This is a genomic window from Dactylosporangium sp. CA-092794 (assembly GCF_050948465.1).
In the GTDB taxonomy this organism is placed as follows: Bacteria; Actinomycetota; Actinomycetes; order Mycobacteriales; family Micromonosporaceae; genus Dactylosporangium.
Map to the genome: position 1 here is coordinate 1892420 of NZ_CP192044.1, position 26380 is coordinate 1918799.

At 71.4% G+C, this 26380-nt stretch carries 30 protein-coding genes; 16 read left to right on the top strand and 14 right to left on the bottom strand.

The window, feature by feature from the left end; translation table 11 throughout:
• Positions 1-43 precede the first annotated feature (43 nt).
• The 3 genes from ACQPXD_RS08330 (at position 44) to sigB (ending at position 3024) form a co-directional block, all read left to right on the top strand.
• Complete coding sequence (locus ACQPXD_RS08330; protein ID WP_432836400.1) at positions 44-571, top strand: TetR/AcrR family transcriptional regulator; 528 nt, start codon at positions 44-46, stop codon at positions 569-571.
• A gap of 905 nt (positions 572-1476) precedes the next feature.
• Positions 1477-1899 (top strand): D-aminoacyl-tRNA deacylase, encoded by a 423-nt coding sequence (gene dtd, locus ACQPXD_RS08335; protein WP_432836402.1) that lies wholly within the window; start codon positions 1477-1479, stop codon positions 1897-1899.
• A 156-nt stretch (positions 1900-2055) separates the two neighbouring features.
• Complete coding sequence (gene sigB / locus ACQPXD_RS08340) at positions 2056-3024, top strand: RNA polymerase sigma factor SigB (RefSeq protein ID WP_432843727.1); 969 nt, start codon at positions 2056-2058, stop codon at positions 3022-3024.
• Positions 3025-3079: 55 nt separating this feature from the next.
• Here the strand turns inward: sigB and ACQPXD_RS08345 are convergent, their stop codons facing one another.
• The 5 genes from ACQPXD_RS08345 to ACQPXD_RS08365 are packed head-to-tail and all read right to left on the bottom strand — an operon-like array spanning position 3080 to position 6381.
• A complete protein-coding gene (locus tag ACQPXD_RS08345; RefSeq protein WP_432843729.1) occupies positions 3080-4582 on the bottom strand; it encodes a DUF7059 domain-containing protein in 1503 nt (500 codons plus the stop codon).
• Complete coding sequence (locus tag ACQPXD_RS08350) at positions 4558-4899, bottom strand: hypothetical protein (protein WP_432836404.1); 342 nt, start codon at positions 4897-4899, stop codon at positions 4558-4560. The genes ACQPXD_RS08345 and ACQPXD_RS08350 overlap by 25 nt, the downstream gene beginning before the upstream one ends.
• A 38-nt stretch (positions 4900-4937) precedes the next feature.
• The gene (locus ACQPXD_RS08355; protein ID WP_432836405.1) at positions 4938-5363 is read right to left on the bottom strand and encodes a hypothetical protein; all 426 of its coding nucleotides are present in this window, start codon (positions 5361-5363) and stop codon (positions 4938-4940) included.
• Positions 5364-5389: 26 nt separating this feature from the next.
• Positions 5390-5869 carry a hypothetical protein gene (locus tag ACQPXD_RS08360; protein ID WP_432836407.1) on the bottom strand — a complete coding sequence of 160 codons (480 nt, stop codon included), beginning with the start codon at positions 5867-5869 and terminating at the stop codon, positions 5390-5392.
• Positions 5870-5913: 44 nt separating this feature from the next.
• Complete coding sequence (locus ACQPXD_RS08365; RefSeq protein WP_432836409.1) at positions 5914-6381, bottom strand: heme-degrading domain-containing protein; 468 nt, start codon at positions 6379-6381, stop codon at positions 5914-5916.
• Positions 6382-6487: 106 nt separating this feature from the next.
• On the opposite strand from ACQPXD_RS08365, the gene ACQPXD_RS08370 reads away from it, so the two are divergent.
• Positions 6488-6922, top strand: a complete 435-nt coding sequence (locus tag ACQPXD_RS08370) for an SRPBCC domain-containing protein (protein ID WP_432836411.1) — start codon at positions 6488-6490, stop codon at positions 6920-6922.
• 58 nt (positions 6923-6980) lie between these two features.
• Positions 6981-8036, top strand: a complete 1056-nt coding sequence (locus tag ACQPXD_RS08375; RefSeq protein ID WP_432836413.1) for a thiamine pyrophosphate-dependent enzyme — start codon at positions 6981-6983, stop codon at positions 8034-8036.
• A gap of 120 nt (positions 8037-8156) precedes the next feature.
• On the opposite strand, the gene ACQPXD_RS08380 is transcribed toward ACQPXD_RS08375, so the two are convergent.
• From ACQPXD_RS08380 to ACQPXD_RS08390, 3 genes are all read right to left on the bottom strand, one after another.
• Positions 8157-8774, bottom strand: coding sequence for a hypothetical protein (locus tag ACQPXD_RS08380; RefSeq protein ID WP_432836415.1), 618 nt, complete (start codon positions 8772-8774; stop codon positions 8157-8159).
• Positions 8775-8939: 165 nt separating this feature from the next.
• Positions 8940-10148, bottom strand: coding sequence for a type II toxin-antitoxin system HipA family toxin (locus tag ACQPXD_RS08385; protein WP_432836417.1), 1209 nt, complete (start codon positions 10146-10148; stop codon positions 8940-8942).
• Positions 10149-11741: a GmrSD restriction endonuclease domain-containing protein gene (locus ACQPXD_RS08390; protein WP_432836419.1), complete on the bottom strand. Its 1593-nt coding sequence runs from the start codon at positions 11739-11741 to the stop codon at positions 10149-10151. It abuts the gene before it with no gap.
• Between the two features lie 89 nt (positions 11742-11830).
• Here ACQPXD_RS08390 and ACQPXD_RS08395 point away from each other — a divergent pair, with 89 nt between their 5' ends.
• The 3 genes from ACQPXD_RS08395 to ACQPXD_RS08405 all read left to right on the top strand — a co-directional run bounded on the left by ACQPXD_RS08395 (position 11831) and on the right by ACQPXD_RS08405 (position 13340).
• Positions 11831-12406 carry an HhH-GPD-type base excision DNA repair protein gene (locus ACQPXD_RS08395; RefSeq protein ID WP_432836421.1) on the top strand — a complete coding sequence of 192 codons (576 nt, stop codon included), beginning with the start codon at positions 11831-11833 and terminating at the stop codon, positions 12404-12406.
• 83 nt (positions 12407-12489) lie between these two features.
• Positions 12490-12951: a large conductance mechanosensitive channel protein MscL gene (gene mscL, locus ACQPXD_RS08400; protein ID WP_432836423.1), complete on the top strand. Its 462-nt coding sequence runs from the start codon at positions 12490-12492 to the stop codon at positions 12949-12951.
• Between the two features lie 38 nt (positions 12952-12989).
• Positions 12990-13340, top strand: coding sequence for a DUF3099 domain-containing protein (locus tag ACQPXD_RS08405; protein WP_432836425.1), 351 nt, complete (start codon positions 12990-12992; stop codon positions 13338-13340).
• Between the two features lie 267 nt (positions 13341-13607).
• On the opposite strand, the gene ACQPXD_RS08410 is transcribed toward ACQPXD_RS08405, so the two are convergent.
• Positions 13608-14711: a carbohydrate kinase family protein gene (locus ACQPXD_RS08410; protein ID WP_432836427.1), complete on the bottom strand. Its 1104-nt coding sequence runs from the start codon at positions 14709-14711 to the stop codon at positions 13608-13610.
• Between the two features lie 374 nt (positions 14712-15085).
• Complete coding sequence (locus ACQPXD_RS08415) at positions 15086-15994, bottom strand: pseudouridine-5'-phosphate glycosidase (RefSeq protein ID WP_432836429.1); 909 nt, start codon at positions 15992-15994, stop codon at positions 15086-15088.
• Positions 15995-16054: 60 nt separating this feature from the next.
• On the opposite strand from ACQPXD_RS08415, the gene ACQPXD_RS08420 reads away from it, so the two are divergent.
• Positions 16055-16333: a DUF3039 domain-containing protein gene (locus ACQPXD_RS08420; protein ID WP_432836431.1), complete on the top strand. Its 279-nt coding sequence runs from the start codon at positions 16055-16057 to the stop codon at positions 16331-16333.
• A 279-nt stretch (positions 16334-16612) separates the two neighbouring features.
• On the top strand, positions 16613-18331 hold the full coding sequence (locus tag ACQPXD_RS08425; protein WP_432836433.1) for a DEAD/DEAH box helicase: 1719 nt from the start codon (positions 16613-16615) through the stop codon (positions 18329-18331).
• Between the two features lie 216 nt (positions 18332-18547).
• Here the strand turns inward: ACQPXD_RS08425 and ACQPXD_RS08430 are convergent, their stop codons facing one another.
• Both ACQPXD_RS08430 and ACQPXD_RS08435 read right to left on the bottom strand, forming a co-directional pair.
• A complete protein-coding gene (locus tag ACQPXD_RS08430; protein ID WP_432836434.1) occupies positions 18548-18781 on the bottom strand; it encodes a DUF7455 domain-containing protein in 234 nt (77 codons plus the stop codon).
• Between the two features lie 305 nt (positions 18782-19086).
• The gene (locus ACQPXD_RS08435) at positions 19087-20784 is read right to left on the bottom strand and encodes an RNA polymerase sigma factor (protein WP_432836436.1); all 1698 of its coding nucleotides are present in this window, start codon (positions 20782-20784) and stop codon (positions 19087-19089) included.
• A gap of 254 nt (positions 20785-21038) precedes the next feature.
• Between ACQPXD_RS08435 and ACQPXD_RS08440 the strand changes: the two genes are divergently transcribed.
• Positions 21039-21845, top strand: coding sequence for an inositol monophosphatase family protein (locus ACQPXD_RS08440; protein ID WP_432836438.1), 807 nt, complete (start codon positions 21039-21041; stop codon positions 21843-21845).
• 121 nt (positions 21846-21966) lie between these two features.
• Here the strand turns inward: ACQPXD_RS08440 and ACQPXD_RS08445 are convergent, their stop codons facing one another.
• Positions 21967-22500 (bottom strand): LytR C-terminal domain-containing protein, encoded by a 534-nt coding sequence (locus ACQPXD_RS08445; protein WP_432836440.1) that lies wholly within the window; start codon positions 22498-22500, stop codon positions 21967-21969.
• Positions 22501-22897: 397 nt separating this feature from the next.
• On the opposite strand from ACQPXD_RS08445, the gene ACQPXD_RS08450 reads away from it, so the two are divergent.
• Both ACQPXD_RS08450 and ACQPXD_RS08455 read left to right on the top strand, forming a co-directional pair.
• A complete protein-coding gene (locus ACQPXD_RS08450) occupies positions 22898-23194 on the top strand; it encodes a DUF4193 domain-containing protein (protein WP_432836442.1) in 297 nt (98 codons plus the stop codon).
• A 92-nt stretch (positions 23195-23286) separates the two neighbouring features.
• Positions 23287-24114, top strand: coding sequence for a hypothetical protein (locus ACQPXD_RS08455; protein WP_432843731.1), 828 nt, complete (start codon positions 23287-23289; stop codon positions 24112-24114).
• Here ACQPXD_RS08455 and ACQPXD_RS08460 read toward each other — a convergent pair.
• Complete coding sequence (locus tag ACQPXD_RS08460) at positions 24093-24560, bottom strand: DUF3093 domain-containing protein (RefSeq protein WP_432836444.1); 468 nt, start codon at positions 24558-24560, stop codon at positions 24093-24095. The genes ACQPXD_RS08455 and ACQPXD_RS08460 overlap by 22 nt on opposite strands.
• A 51-nt stretch (positions 24561-24611) precedes the next feature.
• Here ACQPXD_RS08460 and dut point away from each other — a divergent pair, with 51 nt between their 5' ends.
• The 3 genes from dut to ACQPXD_RS08475 all read left to right on the top strand — a co-directional run bounded on the left by dut (position 24612) and on the right by ACQPXD_RS08475 (position 26374).
• Positions 24612-25091 carry a dUTP diphosphatase gene (gene dut / locus ACQPXD_RS08465; protein ID WP_432836446.1) on the top strand — a complete coding sequence of 160 codons (480 nt, stop codon included), beginning with the start codon at positions 24612-24614 and terminating at the stop codon, positions 25089-25091.
• Positions 25088-25867, top strand: a complete 780-nt coding sequence (locus ACQPXD_RS08470; protein WP_432836448.1) for a DUF3710 domain-containing protein — start codon at positions 25088-25090, stop codon at positions 25865-25867. The genes dut and ACQPXD_RS08470 overlap by 4 nt, the downstream gene beginning before the upstream one ends.
• Positions 25868-25966: 99 nt before the next feature.
• Entirely contained in the window at positions 25967-26374 is a 408-nt protein-coding gene (locus tag ACQPXD_RS08475; protein ID WP_432843733.1) for an OB-fold nucleic acid binding domain-containing protein, read from the top strand.
• Positions 26375-26380 lie beyond the last annotated feature (6 nt).

Below are 26380 nucleotides of genomic sequence, written 5' to 3' on the forward strand. Positions count from 1 at the left end.
AGCAGGGAAGTGGGAGTAGTACTTTCATTTTGTGGTGGGGGTCATGCGGAAGGATCTGGTGCGCAACCGGCAGCGCCTCGTCGAAGCCGCGGCGGCGGCGTTCGCCGAGGCGGGCCCGGGGGTCAGCCTGGACGAGGTCGCGCGGCGCGCCGGGGTGGGGCCGTCCACGCTGTACCGGCACTTCCCGGCCCGCGACGACCTGGTCGAGGCGGTGCTCGATCACCTGGCCGGCGGGGTCCGGGAGCGCAGCGCGCGGGCGGGGGCGATCGACGACCCGCGCGAGGCCTTCCGGGTCACACTCGCGGAGATCTGCGTCAACGAGGGCCCGGACGTCGACGCCTTCGCCCGGCTGGCCGCCACCAGCCCTCGCGCCGGGACCCGCGCGCGCGACATCGTCGCGGACCTGGTGGGCCCGGCCACGACGCGCCTGCGCGACGCCGGGGGCCTGCGTGCCGGCATCACCACCGACGACATCGTGACGTTCCTGCGCATGGTCGAGTCCGTCCCGAGCACCCCGGACCAGCGCCGGAAGGCGATCGAAGTCCTGTACGAGGGCCTCACGAAGCTCTAGCCGGCTGGTCGCGGCCGCGTTGTGGCGCAGCGGACAGAACTCTCCGCGATCATGCGCGCCCCCGCGTCGAAACCGCGACTTTTCATGATCGTGGAGACATATGGTACCCATGGGTACATTAACATTCCGCGATCATGGAAAACCCGTGGTGCGCGAGGCGATCGGGCATGATCGCGGAGACTTGAGGTCGCGTCACCGGCTGTCGGCGGCCCGGCCCCACGGCGCCGACTGGAGCGGCGACCCGGCGGGTGTGGGCAATGGGGCTGACACGGTCGCCGGTTGGGCGCCGACGGTGACAGTGTCACGGTCGTTCGTTCGCGCCGACGGTGACAGTGTCACGGTCGCTCGTTCGCGCCGACGGTGACAGTGTCACGGTCGCTCGTCCGCGCCGACGGTGACAGTGTCACGAGGTCTGTGGGTAGCGACGGTGACAGTGTCGTCGCGGCGGTGGCAGTGTTGCGAGGGTGTTGGCGCTGGTTGTGGGGGTGTCGGGCGGTTGGGGCCGTGACCGCGACGGTGACAGTGTCACGGTCGTTCGTCCGCGCCGACGGTGACAGTGTCACGAGGGCTGTGGGCAGCGACGGTGACAGTGTCACAAGGGCTGTTGGCGGCGACGGTGACAGTGTCGTCGCGGCGGTGGCAGTGTTGCGAGGGTGTTGGCGCTGGTTGTGGGGGTGTCGGGCGGTTGGGGCCGTGACCGCGACGGTGACAGTGTCACGGTCGTTCGTCCGCGCCGACGGTGACAGTGTCAGGGTCGTTCGTCCGCGCCGACGGTGACAGTGTCACGAGGTCTGTCGGCGGCGACGGTGACAGTGTCGTGCGGGTGTGCGTGGGGCGGGGCTGTGTGGGGCGGCTGGCGGGAGTGGCGGGCGCTGGTGGGCGCGGCGGACGAGTAGCTTCGGCGCATGCGTGCGCTTGTGCAGACCGTCAGCCGGGCCAGCGTGACGGTGGACGGGTCGGTCGTCGGGGCCGTCGAGGACGGCCTGCTGGTGCTGGTCGGCGTCACCCATTCCGACACTTCCGAAATTTCCGTCACGCTCGCTCATAAGGTGCACGAGCTGCGGATTCTCGACGACGAGCGGTCGGCCGCCGAGACCGGAGCGCCGGTGCTCGTCGTCTCGCAGTTCACGCTGTACGGCGACGCGCGCAAGGGGCGGCGGCCGACGTGGGCCGCGGCGGCCCGGCCCGAGGTCGCCGAGCCGCTGATCGAGGCCTTCTGCGCCGCGCTGCGAGAACGGGGCGCAACCGTACAAACCGGCAGATTCCGCGCCCACATGCTGGTCGAAAGCGTGAACGTCGGACCGCGGACAGTACTGCTCGAGCTGTAAGACTCACGGTTTCGTGCCACGGCTCCGCCGCCTCACCGCCACTTCACGCCCGCTCAGCGAAGCTACTTCTCGCAGGAATGATCGCGCCACTTGTCAAACCACGGGAGGCGAGCGAAAGTGGCCCAGCCGCTGAGTGACACCACGGAGTTCAACGCGATCGACGTCGAGGTCGACGAGGAGCACGAGCAGGAGCCCGGTGCGCTCGACAACGCGGGCGTCTCAGCGGATCTCGTTCGCGCGTATCTCAACACGATCGGCCGCACCAAGCTGCTGACCGCCGAGCAGGAGGTCGAGCTCTCGAAGAAGATCGAGGCCGGCCTGTATGCCGAGGAGAAGCTCTCCACCGGCATGGTCCACCCGGCGTGGATGCCCACGTACGAGATCGTGGTCCGCGAGGGCCGCGCCGCCAAGGCCCACCTGCTGGAGGCGAACCTCCGCCTGGTGGTGAGCATCGCCAAGCGGTACACCGGCCGCGGCATGGCCTTCCTGGACCTCATCCAGGAGGGCAACCTGGGCCTGATCCGCGCCGTGGAGAAGTTCGACTACACCAAGGGCTACAAGTTCTCCACCTACGCCACCTGGTGGATCCGCCAGGCCATCACCCGCGCCATGGCCGACCAGGCCCGCACCATCCGCATCCCGGTGCACATGGTCGAGCAGGTCAACCGGATGGTCCGGGTGCGCCGCGACCTGTCGGCGTCGCTGGGCCGGGAGCCGGTCGTGGCCGAGGTCGCCGCGGCGCTGGGCATCGAGGAGTACCAGGTCATCGAGCTGATCTCCTACGACCGCGAGCCGGTCAGCCTCGACCAGGCCGTCGGCGAGGACGGCGAGAGCGCCCTGGGCGACTTCGTGGCCCGGGTCGACCCGCGCGAGGAGCCGGGCGACAGCGTGTCGCAGGGCATGCTCCGCTCCGAGGTGGAGATCGTGCTGTCCACCCTCTCCCAGCGCGAGCAGGCGGTCATCCGGCTGCGCTTCGGCCTGGACGACGGCCGCCAGCGCACGCTCGACGAGGTCGGCCGCGAGTTCGGCCTGTCCCGCGAGCGGATCCGCCAGATCGAGAAGGTGACCCTGCTCAAGCTGCGCCACCCGTCGCGCGCCAAGCGCCTCGAGGCCTACGCCTCCTGAGCGACGGCGAACGGAAAGAGGCCGCCCTCCGGGGCGGCCTTTTCGCCGTCGTGGGTCAGGCGGGCCGGAGGATCCCGCGTTCGACCAGGTGCGCCACCAGGGGGACGGCGACCTCGGCGAGGACTTCCGGCGGTACCGAATGCGCGGCCGCCAGCAGGTCCACCTGGGCCTGCAGGGTGACCGACCCGTCGCACCCGCCGACCAGGGACAGCGCCACCGGGTCGACCTCCTCGATCCAGCGCAGGCCGTCGGGGAGCACGAGCAGTTGCCGCTCGACCTCCCAGCCCTCCGCGCCCAGCCCGGCCTCCTGGCGCAGCCGCAGGCCCGGCGCCGCGGTCAGCCGGCTGGCCAGCAGGTCGGCGTGGCGCAGGAAGTCCTGCCGGTCGAACCAGTCGCCGATCAGCGGGCCGAGCGGGCCGTCGACGCCCTGCCGCAGGTCCTCCAGCCGCACCGTCGGGTCGTCGTGCCCGGCCGCGCGCAGCGTGATGAGGCCGAACCCGACCGCGTCGACCTTCTGCGCGTCGAACCAGTCCAGCCACGCCGCGGCCAGCGCCGGCTGGGCCGCCGGGTCCTCGGAGGCGTCGGCGAGCCACAGGTTGACGTAGGCGAGCGGGTCGGACACCTCGCGCTGGATGACCCAGGCGTCCAGCCCGGTGCCGGCCAGCCAGTCGTTGACCCGGTCCCGCCAGTCCTCGCCGGCCACGTGCAGCCAGTTGGCCAGGAACTGCATGTGCCCGCCCTCGGCGAGCAGCCCGGGCGCGGCGGTGACCAGCTCGGCGCAGACCGCGTCGCCGGGGCGGCCGGAGTCGCGGTAGGTGTGCGCGGTGGTGCCCGGGCCGGCCACGAACGGCGGGTTGCTGACCACCAGGTCGAAGCGGCGGCCCGCGACCGGGCGGGTCAGGTCGCCCTCCAGCAGCTCCCAGTCCAGCCCGTTGAGCGCGGCGGTGGTGGCGGCGAAGCGCAGCGCCCGGTGCGACAGGTCGGTCGCGGTGACCCGGCCGGCGTGGGTGGACAGGTGCAGGGCCTGCACGCCGCAGCCGGTGCCGAGGTCCAGCGCGGTGCCGGCCGGGCGGCGCAGGGTCGCCGCGGCCAGGGTGGTGGACGCGCCGCCGATGCCGAGCACGTGGTCGGCGGGCAGCGGCCGGCCCGGGCGCATGCCGGCGGAGAGGTCGGCCACCACCCACCAGTCGCCGTAGGGCTCCAGCTCCAGCGCCGCGCGCACGCCGTCGCCGTCGGCCTCCAGCAGCGCCGCGGCGGACTCCAGCGGCAACGGCGCCAGGGCCGCGGCCACCCGGTCCAGCGGCTCGGTCTGCCCGCAGATGAACAGGCGGATCAGCGTGGCGAGCCGGTCACCCTGGGCCTGCGTGATCCGCAGCGCGGCGCGGAAGTCGTTGCGCGCGCACGCGGCGGCCGCTTCCTCGCCCAGGTGCCGTTTGATGCCTTCCGAGGTGTACCGCGCTGAGGCCAGCGCCTCGCGCAGGAGCGCCACGGCGGCGGGGTCGAGCAGTGTGTCCACCGGCCCATCCTGGTACTTCAGCGTTGGTCGATGCCTATGCAGGCCACCACCCGCGAGGCGTCCGCGGTCAGGAACAGCTGGAAGTGGGTCGGCGGATCTTCGATCCTCGCCTCGCCGACCCGCAGGAGCCGGTCGCCGGAGGTGCGCAGCTGCTCGATCGCCTCGGCGCCGCCGAGCATCGGGTTGCCGATCTTCGCCAGGTGCTGCGCGCGCCTGGAGTAGCTGCTGGCGAGCTGGTCGGCGGGCAGGGTGTGGTCCCACACGACATATTCCGCACCGGCGCGGATCGCGGCGCGGCACGCCTCGAACGCCGCTCCCGGCTCCTCGGCGAGGAGCCGGAGCAGTGCATCACGCTCCATGGCCTATATGACCATAACGCGAGGATTTGTACCAGACCTCAGCCGCAGTTCTTGAGCTCTTTGCGGATCTCCGCCGGAGCCTTGTCGCATGCATTGGACGTACCCCCCGCAAGCGCGAGCCACATCTTCTGGGCGGTGTCGTAGTTGAACAGCACCGTCGCCCGGTCGCCCTCGGTGTGTGCGGTGGCGTAGTCCTGCGCGCAGCTGATGTCGGTGAGGCCCTTGCCCAGCTGGACGGCGGAGACGAGCTGCGCGTTCGCGGCGAGGGCCTTCTCGAGGGTGGCCGCGTCGACCGGGCAGCCGGCCTGCGGGCTCGCGCCGGGCTTGAGCGGCGCCGGGCCGGTCTGCGGCGGCGGGGACACCTCGGCGGGGCTGAACGTAGTGCTGGGGATGGGCGACCCGCCGGAGCAGGCCGCAAGGGTGGCGGCCGCTCCGGCGAGCACAGCGAGGAGTGTGTATCTCACCCCGGCAATCTACGACACTCGATCCACTAGTTCTGGCATCCCTTGAGGTGTGTCGCGATGTCCGCGGGCACCCCGTACCGGCATACGCCGTCGGTGCCGCCGCTCTGCGCCACCCACGTCTTCTTGGCGGCGTCGTACTTGAAGACCACCACCGCCACGTCGACGTCGGTCGGCTGGGTGTTCGCGGTGGCCCACCCCGCGTAGCAGCTGATGTTGTTGAGCCCCTTGCCGAGCACCAGCGCGCTCATGATCTCGGGGCTGGCCTTGAACGCCTTCTCCAGCACGGCCGCGGTGACCGGGCAGCCGGGCCCGGACGCGCCGGCCGACGGCGCGGCGCTGGTGGGCGCCGCGCTGCTCGGGGCGGCCGCCGGCGCCGGGCTCGACGCGGGCACCGTGGTCGCGGGCGGTTCGGCGATGTCGACCGGCGTGTCGTCGGAGCAGCCGGCCAGGGCGACGGCCGCGAAGATGCCCGGCACGACCATCGATAACGCAATGCGTGTATTCACACGCGGCATCGTGCGGCCTTACCGCCGCAAGCGCCTTATCGGGATCACGACACCTGGCCGAGGAACCGCCCGAGCACCTCCACGACCAGCGCATGATCGTCCGCCTGCGGCAGCCCGGACACGGTGACCACGCCGACGACGCCCACATCGCGGACGCGGATGGGGAACGCGCCCCCGTGCGTGGCGTAGTCTGCGGGATCCACGCCGTACGCCGCGTCGAACACCCGGCCGCGCGCCTCCAGCCGGCGCCCGACCAGGAACGAGGAGGCGTGCAGCCGCTCCACCACCCGGATCTTGCGCTCGATCCACCGGTCGTTGTCCGGCGCCGTGCCCGGCCGCGCGGCGTGGAACAGCTGCTGACCGCCCCGGCGCACGTCGATCGTGATCGGCAGCGACCGCTCCTTGGCCACCTCGACGAGCAGGCAACCCAGCGCCCACGCGTCCTCGTTGTCGAACCGGTCGAACAGCAGGCGCTCCTCATGCGCCTCCAACTCCCGGATGAGATCCTCCATGCGCCGTTCCTCCGTGTGTCGCGTCCTGGTCTGTGTCGGGTTTCTCGCGCCGCTGCGCAAATAGATCTCAAGTTTGTGCCAAGCGGAGCACGGAAGATTCTGCGGTATGCGTACCCAGACCTTCACGCTCTACATCGCCGCCACGCCCGACCGGGTCTGGCGCGCCCTCACCGAGCCGGACGAGACCCGCCGGTACTACCTCGGCCTGGCCGTCGAGTCGCAGTGGTGCCCCGGCGCCCCGATCGTGTTCCGCACCACACAGGGGCCGGTGCCCGACGCGCTGCACGGCGAGATCCTGCACGCCGCGCCCGGCGCCCAACTCGTCCACAGCCTGCTCACCGGCGTCGGCCCGGAGCCGGACGCGCACTGCTGGCTGACCTGGGACCTGTCCGCGGCGGAGCCGGGCCTCACCCGGGTCGCCCTGACCTGTGACGACCTCGATCCGCGGCCGGATCCGGAGCGCGACGAGGCGTGGGCGCGGGTCCTCAGCGGCCTCAAGACCTTGCTGGAGACCGGGGCCTCGCTGCCGAGCCAACCATAGGCCGGACATCGGCCCAGCCAAGCACCCGGCGACGCAATGTCCGGCGTAGATTGACGCCATGATCCAGCTGTTGGCGCCGGACGGCACGCTGCGTGCCGACGAGCGCGCGCCCCTGGAGGTAACGCCCGAATTGTGCCGCGCACTGCTGCGCGACATGGTCCTGGCCCGCCGCTTCGACGAGGAGGCGCTGGCCCTGCAGCGCCAGGGCGAGCTGGGCCTGTGGCTGATGTGCCTGGGTCAGGAGGCCGCCCAGGTCGGGTCGATCCGCGCCCTGGACCCGGGCGACTACGTCTTCCCCAGCTACCGGGAGCACGCCGCCGCGCGCTGCCGCGGCGTCACCCCGGCCGAGTTGCTGGCCCAGTGGCGCGGGGTGACCCACGGCGGCTGGGACCCGGCGCGGTACCGCTTCCACATCTACAGCCTCGTGCTGGGCACCCAGGCGCTGCACGCCGCCGGCTACGCGGTCGGCGTCCGCCTCGACGGCTCGTCCGAGGTCGTCCTGGCGTATTTCGGCGACGGCGCGAGCAGCCAGGGCGACGTGAGCGAGGCGCTGAACTGGGCCGCGGTCGCCGGCGCCCCGGTGGTCTTCTTCTGCCAGAACAACCAGTGGGCCATCTCCACCGCGACGACCCGCCAGATGGCCGCCCCGCTGCACCGGCGGGCCGAGGGCTTCGGCCTGGAGGGGTACCTCGTCGACGGCAACGACGTGTTGGCCGTCCACGCGGTCACCGCGGTTGCTGCGGAGTCGGTGCGCCAGGGCGGGCGGCCGGCCTTCATCGAGGCGACGACGTACCGCATCGCCGGGCACAGCACCTCGGACGACCCGCGCCGGTACCGCTCGGAGGACGAGGTGGACCTGTGGCGCGCCCGCGACCCGATCGCCCGCGTGGAGCGGCTCGTGCGCGCCCAGGGCTGGGCCGACGAGCGGTTCTTCACCGACCTGGCCGACGAGGCGGCGCAGGTGGCCGCGGAGACCCGCTCGGCGTGCCTGGCCCTGCCCGACCCGCCGTCCGAGCAGATCTTCAGCAACACGCTGGCCGAGGAGACCGACCTGATCCGCGAGCAGCGCGACTGGATGGCCTCCTACCGGGCCAGCTTCGCCTCCTCGGGCTGACGCTCTTCGGCGCTCACTCCGCCGTCCCGGTTCTTTACTGCTGAGCATGCGCATTTGGAATTGGTATGTGTGATCGTCGTCGCCGTTTATGGCGCGGCATTGTTCGGTGACCGCGGAGCATCAGTTCTGGCGCAGGGCGGGCAATGGGATCGGGATCTGGTACGCCGTCGCGCCGGCTCCCACACCGCCCTCGCAGGTGTTCGGCGGAATGGTGCCGACGCCCCGGGTCGAGGGCTTTTCCGCGGCCCAGAACATGTAGCCGAGCATGCCCGTCGACTGCACGAAGGAACCGGTCGACTGCTGCAGCGAGGCGGCGAAATCGTTGCACTCGGGGCGGACCTTGCTGCCCTCGGCGACGTACAGGCTGCCGGTGAACTTCGCCGGGGACAGCGGCGGGATCGGGGGCGAGTACTGGGGCTTGCCGTCGAGGTGCTCCTGCCAGTTCGAGGTCGCGCCGCCGGCCGCGGGCTGCTTGGAGGGCACCATCGCGTTGGCGTAGTCGAGGACCGGCGCGTCGGTGCGCAGCCAGTCGGCGGTCGCCTTGCGGTCGAGGTCGATCAGCCAGTGGTTCTTGCTGTCGAACTCGGCGACCGTGCGCACCGTGCCCCACGTGCAGGCGTCGTTGCCGCAGTGCCACGCCCCGTAGACCTGGACCGGGTAGGTCGCCGCTGATGCCGGTACCCCCGGAATCACGACGAACGCGGCGAAGAACAGGAGAACGGTCAGGAATCGGCGCATTGGGTGCTCCCTTGACCGCAAACCGTTAAGTGGAAAGAAGGTTAACGGTTTGCCTGCCGCCCGTCACCGGCCTGTGAAATGTCCCGCAAAGCCGTAACGCCGGGGCGGTATCCATCGCCGTTTATGGTTTCGGGTCACGGGTGGTCGCGGGGTTGTCCTGGTGAGCTATCTGCGGCTCGCCGACCCCGCGCTGATCGGCAGTGAGCGCAGCCGCTCCGCGTAGTGCCTGGTGAGTGGCTCGAACCGCCCGCGCGCTTCGTCCAGTAGCTCACCGGCCCAGGTGGCCCGCATACGCTCGACGGTCTCGCGGACAGTGCCGACCGTCGCCTCGGGGTCCTCGCCGATCCGCTCGGCCATCCGCCGGAAGTCGTCCGGCGTGATTCCGTTGGGCTCTTTCTGGCCGTTGATGCTCAGCGAGAGCGGTTGGTACCGGTACCGGCTGTAAATCGTGAGTGAGTGAAAGTCGTACACGGGCGCGAGGCTGGGCGTCCGTCCGTCGGCGTAGCGCAGTGCCCAGTTCTTGAGATGAGCGTCGGTGTTGCCGATGACGATCATTGCGGTCAGGCGCCGGATGAAGTCGAAGTACCCCTCCGGGCCGCACAACCGGGCGATGGCCGCGCCGAGGCCGTCGTAGGACTGGCCGGGCTCGCCGTACTTGAACATCGGCCCGACGTCCGCGACCTGCGCGAAATCCTCGACGTGTACCCGCCCGGCCGGGGTCCGGTCGAACCGCTCGATGATGTAGAGCCGCTCGCTCGGGTCCGCCAGCCCGTCCGGGATGCCCGCGATGTCCTTCGCCGCCACGAGGTCGATCGCCGGCACCTCGCAGCCGATCGCGGCCAGCCACCGCATGGTCAGGTACTCATTCGCGGGCAGATCGAGGAACGTCCGGTCGGGCAGCTTGACGATCCACCAGCCGCCCGCTCCGCTCACCCGCGTGGTCAAGCGGTCGGTGGAGACGGAGAACTTCAGCTGAACCCCCGCGAGCGAGTGCCGCAGCGGATAGTCCGGCACGTCGCGCGGCGCCTGGAGTGCGACGTCGTCGGCCGGCACGGTGTCGGAGTGGACCGTGACCGCACCAGGCAGGTCTGCGCCCAGCTTCAGCAGCAGGGTGAAGTTCCCGATGTTGCCGCCGCCCAACTCGCGGATGATCTGCCGGCGGAGCGCGCCTTCAGGCAGCAGGTTCGCGAACCAGTCGGGAACGCCTGTTCTCGCCCGGCGCACGGTCCGCGGGTCGTCCTCGAAGATCTGCCCGAGCGTCCGGTGGCTCGGGGAGTCGAGATCGTCTTCGTACACGAATTCGGTGCGGCCCTTGTTGTAGTGCAGAAGCCCGACGTGCCGTCCGTGCAGGCGGACCTCGGCCGTCGTCGTCACTCAGCCCGTCCTCAACAGATCGGCGATCGACCGGCCGTCGCGCGCCCCCCACTCCGCCATGCGATCGACATGTCGTTCGAACGCGGCGGTCAACGTGTCGGCGCGCCGTTCGAGAAATGCGGCGGGTGACGGCTTGGCCAACAGATTCTGGGTCCTTTTGTCGAGCAGGTGGCTCTCGGCCACCTCAGGGGATGCCTTGGCCAATTCCTTCCGCAGGATCGAAGCCGGGCCGGAGGCGGCGCCGATGATGCGGTTGGCGATCGTGCCGGCCAAGGCGAGGTTGGTGCTGTCGAAGATCGGCCGTAGTGGGTTGCCCTCGTCCAGCAGCCGGGCGATGTCGACCGGTATGCCGGTTGTGGGCTCGCGTGGCTCGGCGGACCAGAGGCAGAGTACGTTGATCTTGGTCATCGCCTGGTTGAAATGAACCTTGTCAAGCTCGGCGGTGAAGCGGATGTCGGTGGGCACTCGTTCGAGCAGGGCGCCGGCGGCTGCCACCGGATCCGATCGCTTCACAGCGCTGATCTGCCCGCGCATGTCGGCGACACTCTGGCCGCGGGCACGGGTGCCGACCACCGCGCCGCGCCAGACCCACCGCCGCAGCAGCGTCGCCGCTCGGCCCTCCGGGGCGCCGTGCAGCCTGACGAAGCGGACGAGCACTGGGACCACGTGGGAGTACGGCAGCAGCTTCACGTGCGGGATCTCGGCCACGTCTCGCAGGAACGCGACCACGTCCCGCAGGTTCGCGGCCAACGCGCGGAACGTCTCGGCCTGGTCCGCAGCCGACTCGAACTCGCCCTCGAAGTCGGTGCGGAAGATGTCGCCACCGCGGTAGGCGAGCACACAGCGGAGCACGAGTTGGTCGTCGAGCGCACCGAAGCCGAGCTCAGCTGGCCCGCGGCCGATCGCCGCCAGGGTCATCGGCGCGTCGCCGGCGGTCTGGGAGTGCAGGGCCTGGAAGATCTCGGCCTTCGTGAGCCGCTTTCCGGCATTGTTCATCCGGGTGAAGATGTCCAGCAGTGGCTTCTCGTCGTCCGTTGTCACCACATAGGTGGGGATCTGGTACTCCCGGATCGCCTTCGCCGCCTGGTCCGCCAGCTTGAGTTGCTCGTCCGAGAGCCACTCGCCGTTTTCCCGCATCCAGCGCAGCAGGGTCGCGGTGTCGAGCAGGAAGCTGACCGGGATCCAGGTGTTCGGCGGCTGCTGCCGGGTGCCCGCAGTGTGGAATTCGCCGGAGTCCAGGTCCAGATGCACCCGGAAGCGCAGGTCCGTGGCGGCGTGCGCCGCGCACAGGGCACCGACGAGCGAGGTGATGCGCTGCTGGCCGTCCACCACCCACAGGGCCGAGTCGAGCTCCGGCGCCTCGATGGTCAGCGGCCCGACGTGGAGCGTCTGAGCGGGCGCGGGGCGCCGCCACAGCAGGAGGTTGCCGATCGGGAAGCCGCGGAGAATGCTGTCGAACAGCTTGACGACGTCCCCCGCCTCCCACTTGAACCCTCGCTGGAACTGGGGGATCCGCACCACACCGCGCTGGACGTCGCGAACCAGATCCTCCGGGGTGCGCTGTTCGATCCGGGGTCGATCGAGCGTTGCCATGTCACCTCCAGCCTCGTGTGTGCCAAGCGTAGTCGTGAGGTACGGCGAATCACGTGACGATAGGGGCGCCCCGCGGGCAGGATGTCGGTATGGCCATCACGTTGCCGATCGATGACGCCGCGAACGAGTACCTGACCCGCAGCCCCCTCGGGATGCTGATCGGCATGACGCTCGATCAACAGATAACGCTGGAGAAGGCGTTCACGTCGCCGTGGGTGCTGGCGCAGCGGCTCGGGCACGAGCCGACCGCGCCGGAGCTCGCTGGCTTCGACCCCGGCGCGCTGGTCGAGATCTTCGCGACGCCGCCGGCGCTGCATCGCTTCCCCAAGGCGATGGCGGCCCGGGTGCAGGAGGTCTGCCGGGTGATCGTCGAGCGCTACGACGGCGACCCGGCCGGGATCTGGGCCGGCGCCGACGACGGCGCGGAGCTGCTGAGCCGGGTGCTGGGCCTGCCGGGCTTCGGCAAGCAGAAGGCGCAGATCTTCGTGGCCCTGCTGGGCAAGCAGTGCGGCGTGCGGCCGGAGGGCTGGCGGGAGGCGGCCGGGGGGTACGGCGAGGACGGCTCCTACCGCTCGGTCGCCGACATCGTGGACGACTCGTCCCTGGCCAAGGTCCGGGAGTACAAGAAACAGATGAAGGCGGAAGCGAAGGCCGGCAAGGGATAGATCGTCCCGCGCACGGGCGGCTCGCCGGGCGCGCCACGGCGGCATCAGGTGCGTGGCGGGCCGACCGGTCGTAAGGTGCCTACGTGCTGAAGGGATTCCGGGATTTCATCTCGCGCGGCAATGTCATCGAGCTTGCCGTCGCCGTCGTCATCGGCGCCGCCTTCAACGGCGTCGTCACCGCGTTCACCGAGGGCTTCCTCCAACCGCTGATCAAGCTGACCGGCGGCATCGGCATCGAGGGAGCGCAGGGCCTGAAGGTCGGCAAGCAGGTCCTCGACTGGCCGACCTTCATCAATGCCGTGATCACGTTCGTGCTGACCGCCGCGACCGTGTACTTCCTGGTCGTCCTGCCGATGAACAAGCTCGCCGAGCGCCGCAAGCGGGGCCTCGAGCCGGAGCCGGAGGCGCCCAGCGACGAGATCCGCCTGCTCACCGAGATCCGCGACCTGCTGGCCACCGGCACCACGGCCCGCGACGCCGGGGTCGGCGCGGGCGCGGGCGCGGTCGCGGGGGCGAAGCCACCCACGAAACCCACCGACATCTGAGTCATCATCGTCCGGACGGTCGTGGCAGACTCGACGTAATGGCCCGCAGGGTACGTCCACAGCTGATCACCGACGCGCCGCGCAGCCCCGAGCAGGAGCTCCGCGCTCGCGAGGTGAGGTATGTGATCATGATGGTGCTGCGCGCCCTGTGCATCGTGGTCGCCGCGATCCTGGTCGCCACCCGGCCGCCGCTGTTGTGGCTGTGGCTCACCCTCTGTCTGATGGGCGGCGTCGGTCTGCCGATGGTCGCGGTCCTCCTCGCGAACGACGCCGCCCCCCGCCCCGAGCACCAGCTGCGCAACCGGCTCCGGCGGCGGTCGCCGACCTCGCACCCCGACCCGTCGCGGGCCCTGCACGACCGCGAGCACCGGATCATCGACTCCGAGTAGACCGGCCCGTGCCTCCAGCGCCGCGCGCCGGAACCGATCCGGGCTGCGCTGCGCTGCCGTAGGCCGTGGCGAGTGCCGCCTCGGCGTCCGCTGCGACTGGAAGTCTCCGCGATCATGCAGGTGCGCGCCTCGACGGTGCGGGTTTTGCGTGATCTTGGAGAAATATTGTGCCTATGGGTACATTTTGTCTCCGCGATCATGGAAAACGCGTGGTGTGTGCTGCGGTTCTGCGTGATCGCGGAGACTTCCGGTCGCGCCGGAGCGAGGTCACGGCCGTTCGGGTTCCGGTCTGCCGCCCAGCTGGGTCACCGCCCGGGCGCCGAGCTCGTTGCCGCGGCGCAGTGCCGCGGCCGGTCCTTGACCGGTCAGCCAGGCCGCCAGGAAGCCGGCGGCGAAGGCGTCGCCCGCGCCCGTCGGGTCGATCACCTCGGGCACCGCCACCCCGCGGGCGTGGACGTCCTCGTTGCCGTCCGTCCAGGTGGCGCCGTCCGCGCCGGACTTGACCACGGCCGCGTCCGCGTATTGCAGCAGGGCCCTCGCCAGGCGTCGCGTCTCCTCGGCGGTGCCTTCGCGCTCGGCGGTGCCTTCGCGCTCGGCGGTGCCTTCGCGCCCGGCGGCGGCTTCGCGCCCGGCGGTGCCCTCCGGCCCGGCGGCGGCTTCGGGCGCGGCGGCGGCTTCGGGCACGAGGGTGGTTCGCGGCGCGGGGGTGGTTCGCGGCACGGCGGTGGATGGGGACGGGGTCGCTCGCGGCGTGGCGGGGGACGGGGTGGTGGATGGGGACGGGGTGGTTCGCGGCGTGGCGGGGGACGGGGGCGGGGTGGCTAGCACGCGGGCCTCGTCGAGGTTGGCGAAGAGGATGCCGGGTCTGGGGATCGCGGCCAGGAAGGCGCCGGCCCCCAGGCGTTCGAGCGGGGCGGCGGATGCGGCGTCCAGGCTGGTCGTCAGGCCTCGGCGGCGGGCCTCGGCGAGCGCGTAGCGGCCGGCGGGGGCGCAGTCGGGGTCGAAGAGGACGTATGCCGAGAGATGGAGGTGGTACACGCCCGGGGTGTTCAGGGCGCGGTCGACGTCGGCGGGGGCCAGGAGGCGGTTCGCGCCGCGGTCGGTGAACATGGTGCGCTCGGCGTCGGAGGTCAGGACGACGACGGTGCCCGTGGGGGCGCCGGGGGCGCGGCGCACGCTGGTCGTGACGCCGGCGGCGTGCAGTTCGGCTACGCGGGCTTCGCCGGGCTCGTCGTCGCCCGCGACGCCGGTGAAGAGCACGGGGCAGCCGGCGGCGGCCAGCCAGGCGGCGGTGTTCGCGGCCGAGCCGCCGCCGCGGATGCGCACGCTCGCGATCGTGTCCGAGCCGATGGCCAGCGGGCCCTCGTGCACGGTCAGGATGTCCGTGACGACGTCGCCGATGACGACGACCGTCCCGCCCGCCCCGCGGCCCGCGGACCCGCCTGCGCCTGAGTCGGCCGTGGCCGAGGCGGCGGCCCCAGGCCGGATGGCCTCGGCCGCAGCGGCTGGGGTGGCGGCGGCAGAGGTGGCGGCGGCAGAGGTGGCGGCGGCAGAGGTGGCTGCGATCGCGGGTGCGGCGCCGGTCGTCGGTCCGACGCCGGATGGTGGCCCTGTCGTGCTCGCAGGTGCGGGGACAAGCGCGGTTCCGGCGGTGGTCGTTGGTCCCCTACCCGTTGCCCGTGGGGCGGTGGTGGCGGCGCGGGCGGTGGGGGTTGGGCCGCCGGTGGGGGAGGGGGCGGGGGTGGTCACAGGGCGGCGGCGATGCGGGCGGCCAGGTCGGCGTTGCGCAGGATGATGCGGACGTTGACGTCGAGGCTGCGGCCCTCGGTCGCGGTGTGGAAGTGCGACAGGAGGTACGGGGTCACGTCCTTGCCGGTGATGCCGTCGCGCTCCAGGCCGGCCAGGCCCTCGGTCAGGACTCGGTCGTGCAAGGCCGGGTCGAGTTGTTCGCCGGCGGGTAGCGGGTTGGCCACGATCAGGGCGCCGCGGTGCACGTCGTGGGTGCTGGCGGCGCGGATGACCTCGGCGACCGCTTCCGGGTCGTCGGCGGACCAGTCCAGGTCGTAGCCGGCGTCGGTGAGGTAGAAGCCGGGGAAGCGGCGGGTACCGTAGCCGATCACGCTGACGCCCAGCGTCTCCAGGCGCTCCAGGGTGGCGCCGACGTCGAGGATCGACTTCACGCCCGCGCAGACGATCGCGATGGGCAGCCTGGACAGGGCGGTCAGGTCGGCGGACTCGTCGAAGGTGGTGGCGGCGCCGCGGTGGACGCCGCCCAGGCCGCCGGTGGCGAATACGGCGATGCCGGCGCGGGTGGCGATGGCGGAGGTGGCGGCGACCGTCGTGGCGCCGTCGGCGCGGGCGGCGGCGGCCGGGGCCAGGTCGCGCACGGAGAGCTTGACCACGTCGTCGCTGGCGGCCAGGTGTGTGATCTCGGCCTCGTCCAGGCCGACGACGATCTCGCCGCGGATCATGCCGATGGTGGCCGGCACGGCGCCCGCCGCGCGGACCGTCGCCTCGATCTCCTTCGCGACCCGCAGGTTGTCCGGGCGGGGCAGGCCGTGCGAGATGATGGTGCTCTCCAGCGCCACGATCGGCGCGCCGGAGGTGCGGGCGGCCTCGACGTCGGCGCCGAACCGGATGGCGTGGTTGATCACGTGCCCACGATAGCCCCGCCCGTGCGGGCCAATTCTCGCCGAGCCTGGCAGACTGGGACCGTGACGACCACTCCCGAGCACGGTGGCGGGACTCTCACCGACGAGCGCGTCGATGAGCAGACCAGCACCGACTATCGCTACGACGAAGGCGACCACGAGAAGTTCTCGCACTACGCGCCGAAGGACAAGATCATGCAGGCCATGATCGAGGGAACGCCGGTGCGGGCGCTGTGCGGCAAGCTTTGGGTGCCCTCGCGCGACCCCAGCCGGTTCCCGGTCTGCCCGGTGTGCAAGGACATCTACGAAAACGTGGTCCAGAACGACGACCCGACTTCGTGACTTGCGGCTCGGTTCGGCGCGCCGCCGGCCGACGCCCGCTAGGCTGTCAACGCCTTCGCGGTCCGCGCTGACGCGAGGGCGTTTTCATGCGCCCAAGGTCGGACCAAACGGACAAATCACCGATCATGGGCCGGGTAAGTCCGGACCAAACGGACAAACCGTTGATCGCGGGCCGAGTAAGCCTGGGTCAAACGGACGAACTGCCGAGTATGGGCCGAGCACGCTCGGGCCAGCCAGACAAACCGCCGGCTACGGGCCGCGATACGGGAGGGGTGCCGCATGCCGCCGCGGCCGGTGGTGCAGCAAGGGCAGACGCTTCGGGTGTGGCAGCGCAGGGCGCTCATGGAGTATCTGCGTGGCAAGCGCGAGGACTTCCTCGCCGTCGCGACGCCCGGCGCCGGGAAGACCACGTTCGCGCTGCGCGTCGCCCTTGAGCTGTTCGGTGACGGTACCGTCGACAACCTCACCGTGGTCACCCCCACCGAGCACCTCAAGACGCAGTGGGCGCAGGCGGCGGCCCGGGTCGGCATCGACCTCGACGCCGGGTTCCGCAACTCCGACGTGCACGCCGCCGCCGACTTCCACGGGACCGTGGTCACCTACGCACAGGTGGGCATCGCCCCCGCGGTGCACAAGCGGCGCACCCTGACCCGGCGCACCCTGGTCGTGCTGGACGAGATCCACCACGCCGGCGACTCCAAGTCGTGGGGCGATGGCGTGAAGGCGGCGTTCGAGCCGGCGGTGCGGCGGCTGATGCTCACCGGTACCCCGTTCCGCTCGGACGACAACCCGATCCCGTTCGTGGAGTATGAGCGCGGGCCCGACGGCATCGCCCGGTCGCGCTCGGACACCGTCTACGGCTACTCGGACGCGCTGCGCGACGGTGTCGTCCGCCCGGTGATCTTCCTGGCGTACTCCGGCGAGACCCGCTGGCGCACCTCGGCCGGCGACGAGCTGGCCGCCCGGCTGGGCGAGCCGATGACGCAGGACCTCATCGCGCAGGCGTGGCGTACCGCGCTGGATCCCACCGGCGACTGGATGCCGCAGGTGCTGCGCGCCGCCGACGCCCGCCTGCAGAACCTGCGCGCCGGGGGCATGCCCGACGCCGGCGGCCTGGTGATCGCGAGCGACCAGCAGTCCGCCCGCGCCTACGCGAAGGTGCTCGGCGAGATCAGCGGCGAGAAGGCGGTCGTGGTCCTGTCCGACGACGTGGGCGCCTCGGGCCGGATCGCCGCGTTCGCCGCGTCGGCCGAGCGCTGGATGGTCGCGGTCCGCATGGTGTCCGAGGGCGTGGACATCCCGCGCCTCGCTGTCGGCGTCTACGCCACCAGCGCGTCGACCCCGCTGTTCTTCGCCCAGGCGATCGGCCGCTTCGTGCGGGCCCGCCGGACCGGCGAGACGGCCACGGTGTTCGTGCCCAGCGTGCCGCACCTGCTCGAGCTCGCCAGCGAGCTGGAGGCGCAGCGCAACCACGTGCTGGGCGAGCCGAAGACCAAGGACGGCTTCGACGACGACGAGCTGGCCCGGGCCAACCGGGAGGAGAAGGCGAGCGGCGAGCTCGAGAAGACCTTCGAGGCGCTGTCCGCGACCGCCGAGCTCGACCAGGTCATCTTCGACGGGGCCACCTTCGGCGTGCCGGCCCAGACCGGGACGCCCGAGGAGGAGGAGTACCTCGGGCTGCCGGGCCTGCTGACCCCGGACCAGGTCTCCGCCCTGCTCTCCAAGCGGCAGGCCGAGCAGGTCGCCGCCGAGCGCCGCAAGTCCCCGACGACCGCCACCGCGGCCCCGGAGGCCCCGCCCCAGCCGCGGACGGCGGGGGAGCGGCGCATCGTCCTGCGCCGCCAGCTCAACACCCTGGTCGCCGCGCACCACCACCGCACGGGCCTGCCGCACGGCAAGATCCACGCCGAGCTGCGCCGGCTCTGCGGCGGCCCGCCCAGCGCCCAGGCGACGATCGAGCAGCTGGAAGAGCGCATCGCCACGATTCAGACCCTGTAGCCCACGGCGTCGGCTACGCTGCGTAGTAGATTGGTGACGAAAACGTCAGATCTGGCGTAGCTCCCCAAAGGCGCGGGGCCGCCAAGAGCGGCGCAGTGGGGACAGGATCGGCCTAGACGGTCCAAGCCGCCCAAAGCCGGCGCCGAGGGAGCGCCGAAGGCCGAAAAACGACCGCAGGGCATCCCGGAGGGACGCCCTGCGGTAACCGTATCGGTCTCAGCCGGCCAGGAGCTCCGTGCCGCGCCATGAGAAGTCCGGGGCCACGGCATACTCGACGGCGATCTTCACCAGCTGGTCGGCGTACTTGTTGGCGTGATGTCCACAAAAGATCAGATCGCCGCCTTCGGCGAGTCTGACCCGGAGTTTCCCTGCCGCGTTGCAGCGGTCGCACCGTTCCTCGGCGGCGGGGGGCGCCGCCGTCTCCGGCGGCGGCGTGAGGGTCGGGGTCATCGCCTTCCTCCTCTGATCGTCACCGACGAACGCTTCCTTGCGTCGTTCACAGACGGTTCAACACCGTGTTGCCCGACATCGTTCCCGCTCGGTGTGCGGGACCGATGTCACATTTTCCAACGTGCGGCGGGGCCGGTCCAGGTAGGAGACGAATACCCGCTACGTGCTTCCTATCGCGCCGGGCTTGCGATCACAAGTGGGCCGGCGCGCCGCCACGGCTGTTGTAATGCCCGCGGTGACCGGAAACACACCCGGGTCGCCCCAAAGGGGCGACCCGGGTTCGCGCACAGCGGAAAAACGGCCGTTCAGTCGAGGTAGTCCCGCAGCACCTGAGAACGCGAGGGATGGCGCAGCTTCGACATCGTCTTGGACTCGATCTGGCGAATTCGCTCCCGGGTCACGCCATAGACCTGGCCGATCTCGTCCAGGGTCCGCGGCTGGCCGTCGGTGAGGCCGAACCGCAGCCGCACGACGCCCGCCTCGCGCTCCGACAGCGTCTGCAGGACCTGCTGAAGCTGGTCCTGCAGCAGCGAGAAGGAGACCGCGTCGACCGCGACGACGGCCTCGGAGTCCTCGATGAAGTCGCCGAGCTGGCTGTCGCCCTCGTCGCCGATGGTCTGGTCGAGGGAGATGGGCTCGCGCGCATACTGCTGGATCTCCAGCACCTTCTCCGGCGTGATGTCCATCTCCTTGGCCAGCTCCTCCGGGGTGGGCTCGCGGCCCAGGTCCTGGAGCAGCTCGCGCTGGATGCGGCCGAGCTTGTTGATCACCTCGACCATGTGCACCGGGATGCGGATGGTGCGGGCCTGGTCGGCCATGGCGCGGGTGATGGCCTGGCGGATCCACCAGGTGGCGTAGGTGGAGAACTTGTAGCCCTTGGTGTAGTCGAACTTCTCCACGGCGCGGATCAGGCCCAGGTTGCCCTCCTGGATGAGGTCCAGGAAGGCCATGCCGCGGCCGGTGTACCGCTTGGCGAGCGAGACGACCAGCCGGAGGTTGGCCTCGAGCAGGTGGTTCTTGGCCCGCTCGCCGTCGCGGGAGATCCACAGGAAGTCGCGGACGGCCGGGAAGACCATCGGCTCGCCGGCCTCCTCGGCCGCGCGCAGGCGCTCGGCCGCATACAGCCCGGCCTCGATGCGCTTGGCGAGCTCGACCTCCTGCTCGGCGTTGAGCAGCGGCACCTTGCCGATCTGCTTCAGATACGCCCGCACGGAGTCGGCGGACGCGGTGAGCTCGGCGTCGCGCCGGGCCTGCTTGAGCGCCTCGGACTCGTCGTCGTCCCACGCGAAGTCGTCGTCGGTGGCGGTCGCCTCGGCGTCGGCCTCGGCGGCCTTGGTCTCCTCGACCGGCTCGTCGATGACGACGTCCTCGATCTCCGCGGCCAGGGCCTCGGCGTCGAGCTCCTCGATGTCCGGCTCCTCGCCGGGGGCCGTGGCCGGAGCGGCCGGCTCGGCGGCCGCCTCGGGCGCCGCCTTCTTCGCCGGGGGCGGCGGGGCCGCCTTCGCCGGCGCGGCCTTCTTCACCGCCGCCTTCTTGGCCGGCGGGGCCTTCTTCGCCGGGGCCGCGACGGGCGCGGTCGAGGCGGCGGGCGCGGCAGCTGCCGCGGCGGATGCGGTGGGCGCCGATGGCGCGGCCTTCTTCACGGGGACCTTCTTCGCCGCCGCCGGCTCGGGAATGGGCTCGACGGCTGTGAGCGGCATGGCAGCGGGTGCCGCCTTGCGGGTCGGCGCGGCCTTCGCGGTGGCCGCCTTGGACGCGGGAGTGGCGGACCGGGCCGCGGCGACGCGGCGCCGGCCGTTGGCGGAGTCGTCGACCACGACGGTCACGCCCGCCTCGGCCAGGCTCCTCAGCAGCTTCTTGGCATGTGCCGGAGTCACGTCTGCGGTCTCGACCGCCTTCGCGACCTCCGCCGAGGTGAGATGCCCCCCGTTGGCGGCGGCACGCGCGATCAGCGTGTCTGCGAGGGAGCGAACGTCAACGCTGGGCTGGTGAGCTGCTGTCACGAACGACCTTCCGGTGCGATGAGCGAGCGACGGCCGGTGCGGCCGGAGTTCGCGCACGGCGCGGCCGTGCTGAGGTGGCCGGGTTGCTTTGGTAGCGCCCGTGCGCCGTGGGTCCTTGGCGGATTCACTAACGACAGCGGGCAGCGCGTGAATTGTAACGCTCTCTCGCCCCAACATCCCCTCTTGAGGGCGCCGGACGCGCGTCTTGTGACCGAACGGATGGGCTGTGCCGGGCGCGAGGTGGCTTTGAAAGGATGGTGACCATGGACCAATCGGCCGAACTTCTGGCCCTCGCCGTCTCCGTCGCCCGCTCCGCGAGCGACCTGGCCGCCCGCATGCGGGCCGATGGCGTCGCGGCCGTCGCGACCAAGTCGACCGCCACCGATGTGGTGACCGCCGCGGACCGCGCCGTCGAACAATTCGTGCGCGATGCCCTCCGCGAGGCCCGTCCGGACGATGCGGTACTCGGGGAAGAGTACGGCGGCGGCCGCGACGGCGCCCGGGTGCGCTGGATCCTCGACCCGATCGACGGCACCGTGAACTACCTCTACGGCCTGCCACAGTACGCGGTCTCGCTGGCCGCCGAGGTCGACGGCGTGGTGGAGGCCGGCGTGGTCCGCAACGCCGCGACCGGCCGGGAGTGGACCGCGACCCGGGGCGGCGGCGCGTTCGCCGGGGACGCCCGGCTGGCCGTATCCGGCGAGACCGACCTCGGCCAGGCGCTGGTCGGCACCGGCTTCGGCTACGCCGCGCCGCGCCGGCTGCACCAGGCCCAGGTGCTGGCCGGGCTGATCGGGCACATCCGCGACATCCGCCGGTTCGGCGCCGCGTCGATCGACCTGTGCCTGGTCGCCGAGGGGACCCTGGACGCCTACTACGAGCAGGGCCTCAACCCCTGGGACCACGCCGCCGGGGGCCTCATCGCCGCCGAGGCGGGCGCGCTGGTCACCGGGCTGGACGGCGCCCCACCCGGCCCGGACATGCTGGTCGCGGCCCCGCCGGCGCTGCACGGCCAGCTCCACGACCGCCTCAGCGCCCTGGGCGCCGCCGAGGGCCCCTGACCGGGATCCCTCACCCGCCGCGGTCCTGGGACCGTGACTACCCGCGGACGGTGAGGCCACGGGAGTTACGGTCCGGACCACGACGGACATCGCGGTAGCTCTGAAAATCCCCCGGCCCGGATCAGCCCTCATCTTTGGCGCAGGTGCCCTCGGGCAGCTCGGGGTTGCCCAGGGCGGCGATGGCCTGGTTGACCTCGGTCGTCGTGGGCAGCTGTTTGAACTTGCCGCCCAGAATGATCTCCACCTTGTCGTCCTGGCGGGCCTTGTCGAACTCGGGCCGGGCCTGGTCCAGGAAGTACGCCCGCACCAGCCACGCCGCGCCGACCGTCTGCGGTCCGAAGCGGATCACCGCCACCACGTCGCCGGCCTTGTTCACCGGCGGGTTGGGGGCGTTGGTGACCACCTTGGCCTCCTTGAACTGGCGGCTGAGGAAGTCGTTGGCCACATCGGAGGCCACGCCGGTACGGTTGGTGGCGTTGTAAATGGTGACCTTGACTTCTTGCTGCGTGGGCAGCTTCGCGTTGGCCATGACCGCGCCCTCGGCGCACTTGCCGCCCTGCGCGACCGGGCCGGTTTGGTGGTCCTTCACCACGGCCACGATCACGAACACGGCCGCGGCCACGATGAGGACGCCGACCACCACGAGTGCTCTCACTCGCGCAAAACTCATGGCTCGCTCCCCGCGCCCGCCGCATTTCGCCGATCCGTCACCAGAGAAGACGCTCTGGCTGCCCGCAGAGGTTAGCGCCTGGGCGGAGGTGTTGCTGAAGTCCCCACCGGACATACCACGAAGTTCCTCCTCGCTGTTGCGGGACGACTCCCCGCACGAACCGCGAGGGGGCGGTATCGTCGCATCGCCGCGGCGCGGGTCTTGTGGGCACGCCGGGCAAGATCGTTGTGTCGCCTCGGTCACAGTGGGAACAAGTTTCCGCGCGTGGGCGTACAACAAACGGCACAAGAGCGGTAAGGTACGCCGCCCTTGGACGTCACAGACGACGCTGCCAAGGGCGCCCGACCCTACCCGGCGACACGAAATTGGAGTGTGAACACCGATGGCCACCGACTACGACGCGCCACGTCGCGACGAGGTCGACCTCGGGGAGGACAGCCTCGAGGAGCTCAAGTCCCGCCGTACCGACGCGCAGTCCGCGACCGTCGACGTCGACGACTCCGACCTCGCCGAGAACTTCGAGCTGCCGGGCGCCGACCTCGCCGACGAGGACATGACGGTCAAGGTCCTGCCGATGCAGGCCGACGAGTTCCGCTGCTCGCGCTGCTTCCTGGTGCATCACCGCAGCCAGCTGGCCGTCGAGCGCAACGGCGAGCTCATCTGCCGCGAGTGCGTGTGACGCCCCGTCCCGCCTGAGTTGATCAAGCGGAACTGGCGCCGGCGTGCTTCAGTGAGAAGCGGCGGCCGAATCAGAAGCCTCGGAGGTTCATGATGGTCGAGCCGGTGCCCGCCGACGAAGCGGCAGAGAACGCGCCCGTCCAGCCGGAAGGGCAGGCCGGCCCGATGGCCGGCCCGGCTGACGAGGCGGAGCTGTCGCAGGCCGTCGTCGCGCTGACCGAGGACGACGTCCCCGCCAAGGACCGCCGGCGCCTGCTGGGCCGGCTCGTCCGCATCGAGATCGGCGAGCGCGGCGTGCGCGACCTGTTCAAGCCGCGCAAGGCGCTGAGCTGGATCACCGACACGGTGACCCGGGTCGCGCCGCACGTTCCGGTCCGCGACCTGGACACGCTCCGGGCGCACTATCCGGGCCTGGAGGGCGACGCCCTGGCCGAGCGGCTCATCCGCAACGCCTCGCGGGTAACCGCGGGCATCGGCGCGGCCGGCGGCGGGGTCGCCGCGGTCGAGTGGGTGGCCACGCCCACCCTGCTGTCCGCCCCCGTGCTGCTGGCCGCCGAGACGGTGGCCGTGGTGGCGGTGGAGATGAAGCTCATCGGCGAGCTGCACGCGGTCTACGGCCGGTCCATTCCCGGCAGCGGCACGCAGCGGGCGATCGCGCTCGTGCAGGCCTGGGCGCAGCGGCGCGGGATCAACCCGATGCGGGTCGGCGGCAGCGTCGCCGCCGCGATGGGCACCGCGCTGCGCAAGGAGCTGCGCGACCGGCTGCTGAAGCGGTTCGGGCGCAACCTGAGCACCATGGGGCCGTTCCTGACCGGGGCCGCGGTCGGCGGCTTCCTCAATCGCCGGGCGACCGTCGCGCTCGGCAACGACATCCGCAAGGACCTGACCGCACAGCAGGATCAGCGGGTGATCGAGGCCTGAGCCTCGCGCAGCGCCGCCGCCAGGGCTTCCGGGCGGCGGGTGCTGACCAGCCAGTACGGCGTCGGATCGGCGTCGTCGCGGACCTCCACCCGCACCGCGGTCCCGATCCACGGCCGCTGCACGACGAATGCCTCCGGATCCGAGTACGGCCCCAGCAGGTCGTGCTTGTCGTCCGCGGAGACCGGGGTCACCTCGCCGACGTACCGCAGCGGGATGTGCGCGTCGTCGACCCGCAGCTCGCCGTTGGACACCTCGATGCGGATGCGCCCGAGCCACCACAGCCCGGCGCCGGTCAGCGGCAGGAGCACCAGGTAGGCGACCCAGGTCGCCGAGCCCGGGGCGCCCAGCTTGACCTCGGCGGCGAGCGCCGCGGCGATGGCCACCGAGGGCAGCCAGAGCCACCAGGACAAGCTGAGCCGCTCGCGATAGGGATTCGGCTGTGCCATGTGGGCGAGGGTACGTGTTCGCGCCCGCGGCGGACCCGGCAGGATGGAGGCATGGGGATGGACGTGCTCGTGCGGCGGCTCGACCCGGGCCTGCCGCTGCCCGCCTACGCGCACCCGGGTGACGCCGGCGCCGATCTCTACGCGGCGCAGGACGTGACGATCGGGCCGGGCGAGCGGGCGCTGGTCCGCACCGGGATCGCGATCGCGCTGCCCGAGGGGTACGTCGGCCTCGTGCACCCGCGTTCCGGGCTCGCGGCGAAGATGGGGGTGACGGTGCTCAACGCGCCGGGCACCGTCGATGCGGGGTACCGGGGGGAAATCCTGGTGAACCTCATCAATCACGATCGAGTGATACCGGCGAAGATATCCCGTGGTGACCGAATTGCGCAGCTTGTGATTCAGCGCGTGGAGCGGGCACACTTCCTCGACGTCGAGGACCTTCCCGATACTGTGCGCGGGGCTGGTGGCCACGGGTCGACCGGCGGGCACGCCGGACTCGTCCCGGCAGCGAACCTGGAGGCAGAGCAGTGATCTTCTCGCGCAATCGCGGGAGCGGGCGGCACGCCAAGTCCGATGCGCGCGGCCGGCAGGACCGCCTCGACGAGGATCTCGACCTCGACGCGGACGCCGGGCTCGACCCGGCCGACGACGACGAGCCCCGCGCCGCCAAGCCGGAGCGGGCCGAGGGGCCCTACGACATCACCGAGGCGCCCGAGGGCATCGCCCAGCTCGACCTCGGCTCGCTCAAGGTGCCCGCGGTCGACGGCGTCGAGGTGCGGGTGCAGGCCGACAACGACGGCAAGATCCAGCAGATCGTCCTGGTCTCCGGCGAGAGCGCGCTGCAGCTGGGCGTGTTCGCCGCGCCGCGCACCGAGGGCATCTGGGAAGAGGTCCGCGGCGAGATCCGCAAGCAGCTGTTCAACGACGGCGTCGCGGCCGAGGAGGTCTCCGGGGACTACGGCGCCGAGCTGCGCGCCCGGGTCCGCTCGCCCGAGGGGCTGACCGACATCCGCTTCGTCGGCGTCGACGGGCCCCGCTGGCTGGTCCGGGCCGTGTTCCAGGGCCCGGCCGCGGTCGACCCGCAGGTCGCCCCGGCGCTGCTGGAGTGCCTGCGCAACCTGGTCGTCGATCGCGGCCACGAGGCCATGCCGGTGCGCGAGCCGCTGCCGCTGCACCTGCCCAAGGAGGTCGCCGAGGCCGGCGCCGCGCAGGCCGCCGCCGGCGCGGACGATCCGGTCGGCGCGAACGGCGCCGACGGTGCCGCCGCCCCGCGCCGCAAGCCGTCCCCCCGCCCCCGCCGCAAGTGACGAAAGCCGTCATCCCGCCCTCGCCGCAAGTACACCAAAAGCGCGTACCGTCGTAATGAAGGTGTCATGACGGCCGAACGGAAGGGTGGCACCGTCATCATGGCCACGGACAGTGAGAACGCGGTCAGCACGAGCACGATGGAGGAGCGGGGCCTGCGGAAGTTTCTGCGCCGGCTCACCGCCAGCGACTCCGAGCTCGATGCCGAGGAGCTCCAGCGCGATGCCAAGCAGTGCGGCAGCATGCCCGCGCTGACCTGCCGGCGGGGGCAGGTGGTGAGCCTCAAGGGGCGGCTGCGCACGGTGGTGTACACGCCGCGCACCAACCTGCCGACCCTGGAGGCGGAGCTGTTCGACGGCAGCGACCTGGTCACGCTCGTGTGGCTGGGCCGGCGGCACATCGCGGGCATCGAGCCGGGTCGAGCGATCACGGCGAAGGGCCGCATCGCGGTCCGCGATGGCCGTAAGGTGCTCTACAACCCGTACTACGAGCTCGAGACCCCACGATGAGGCCGG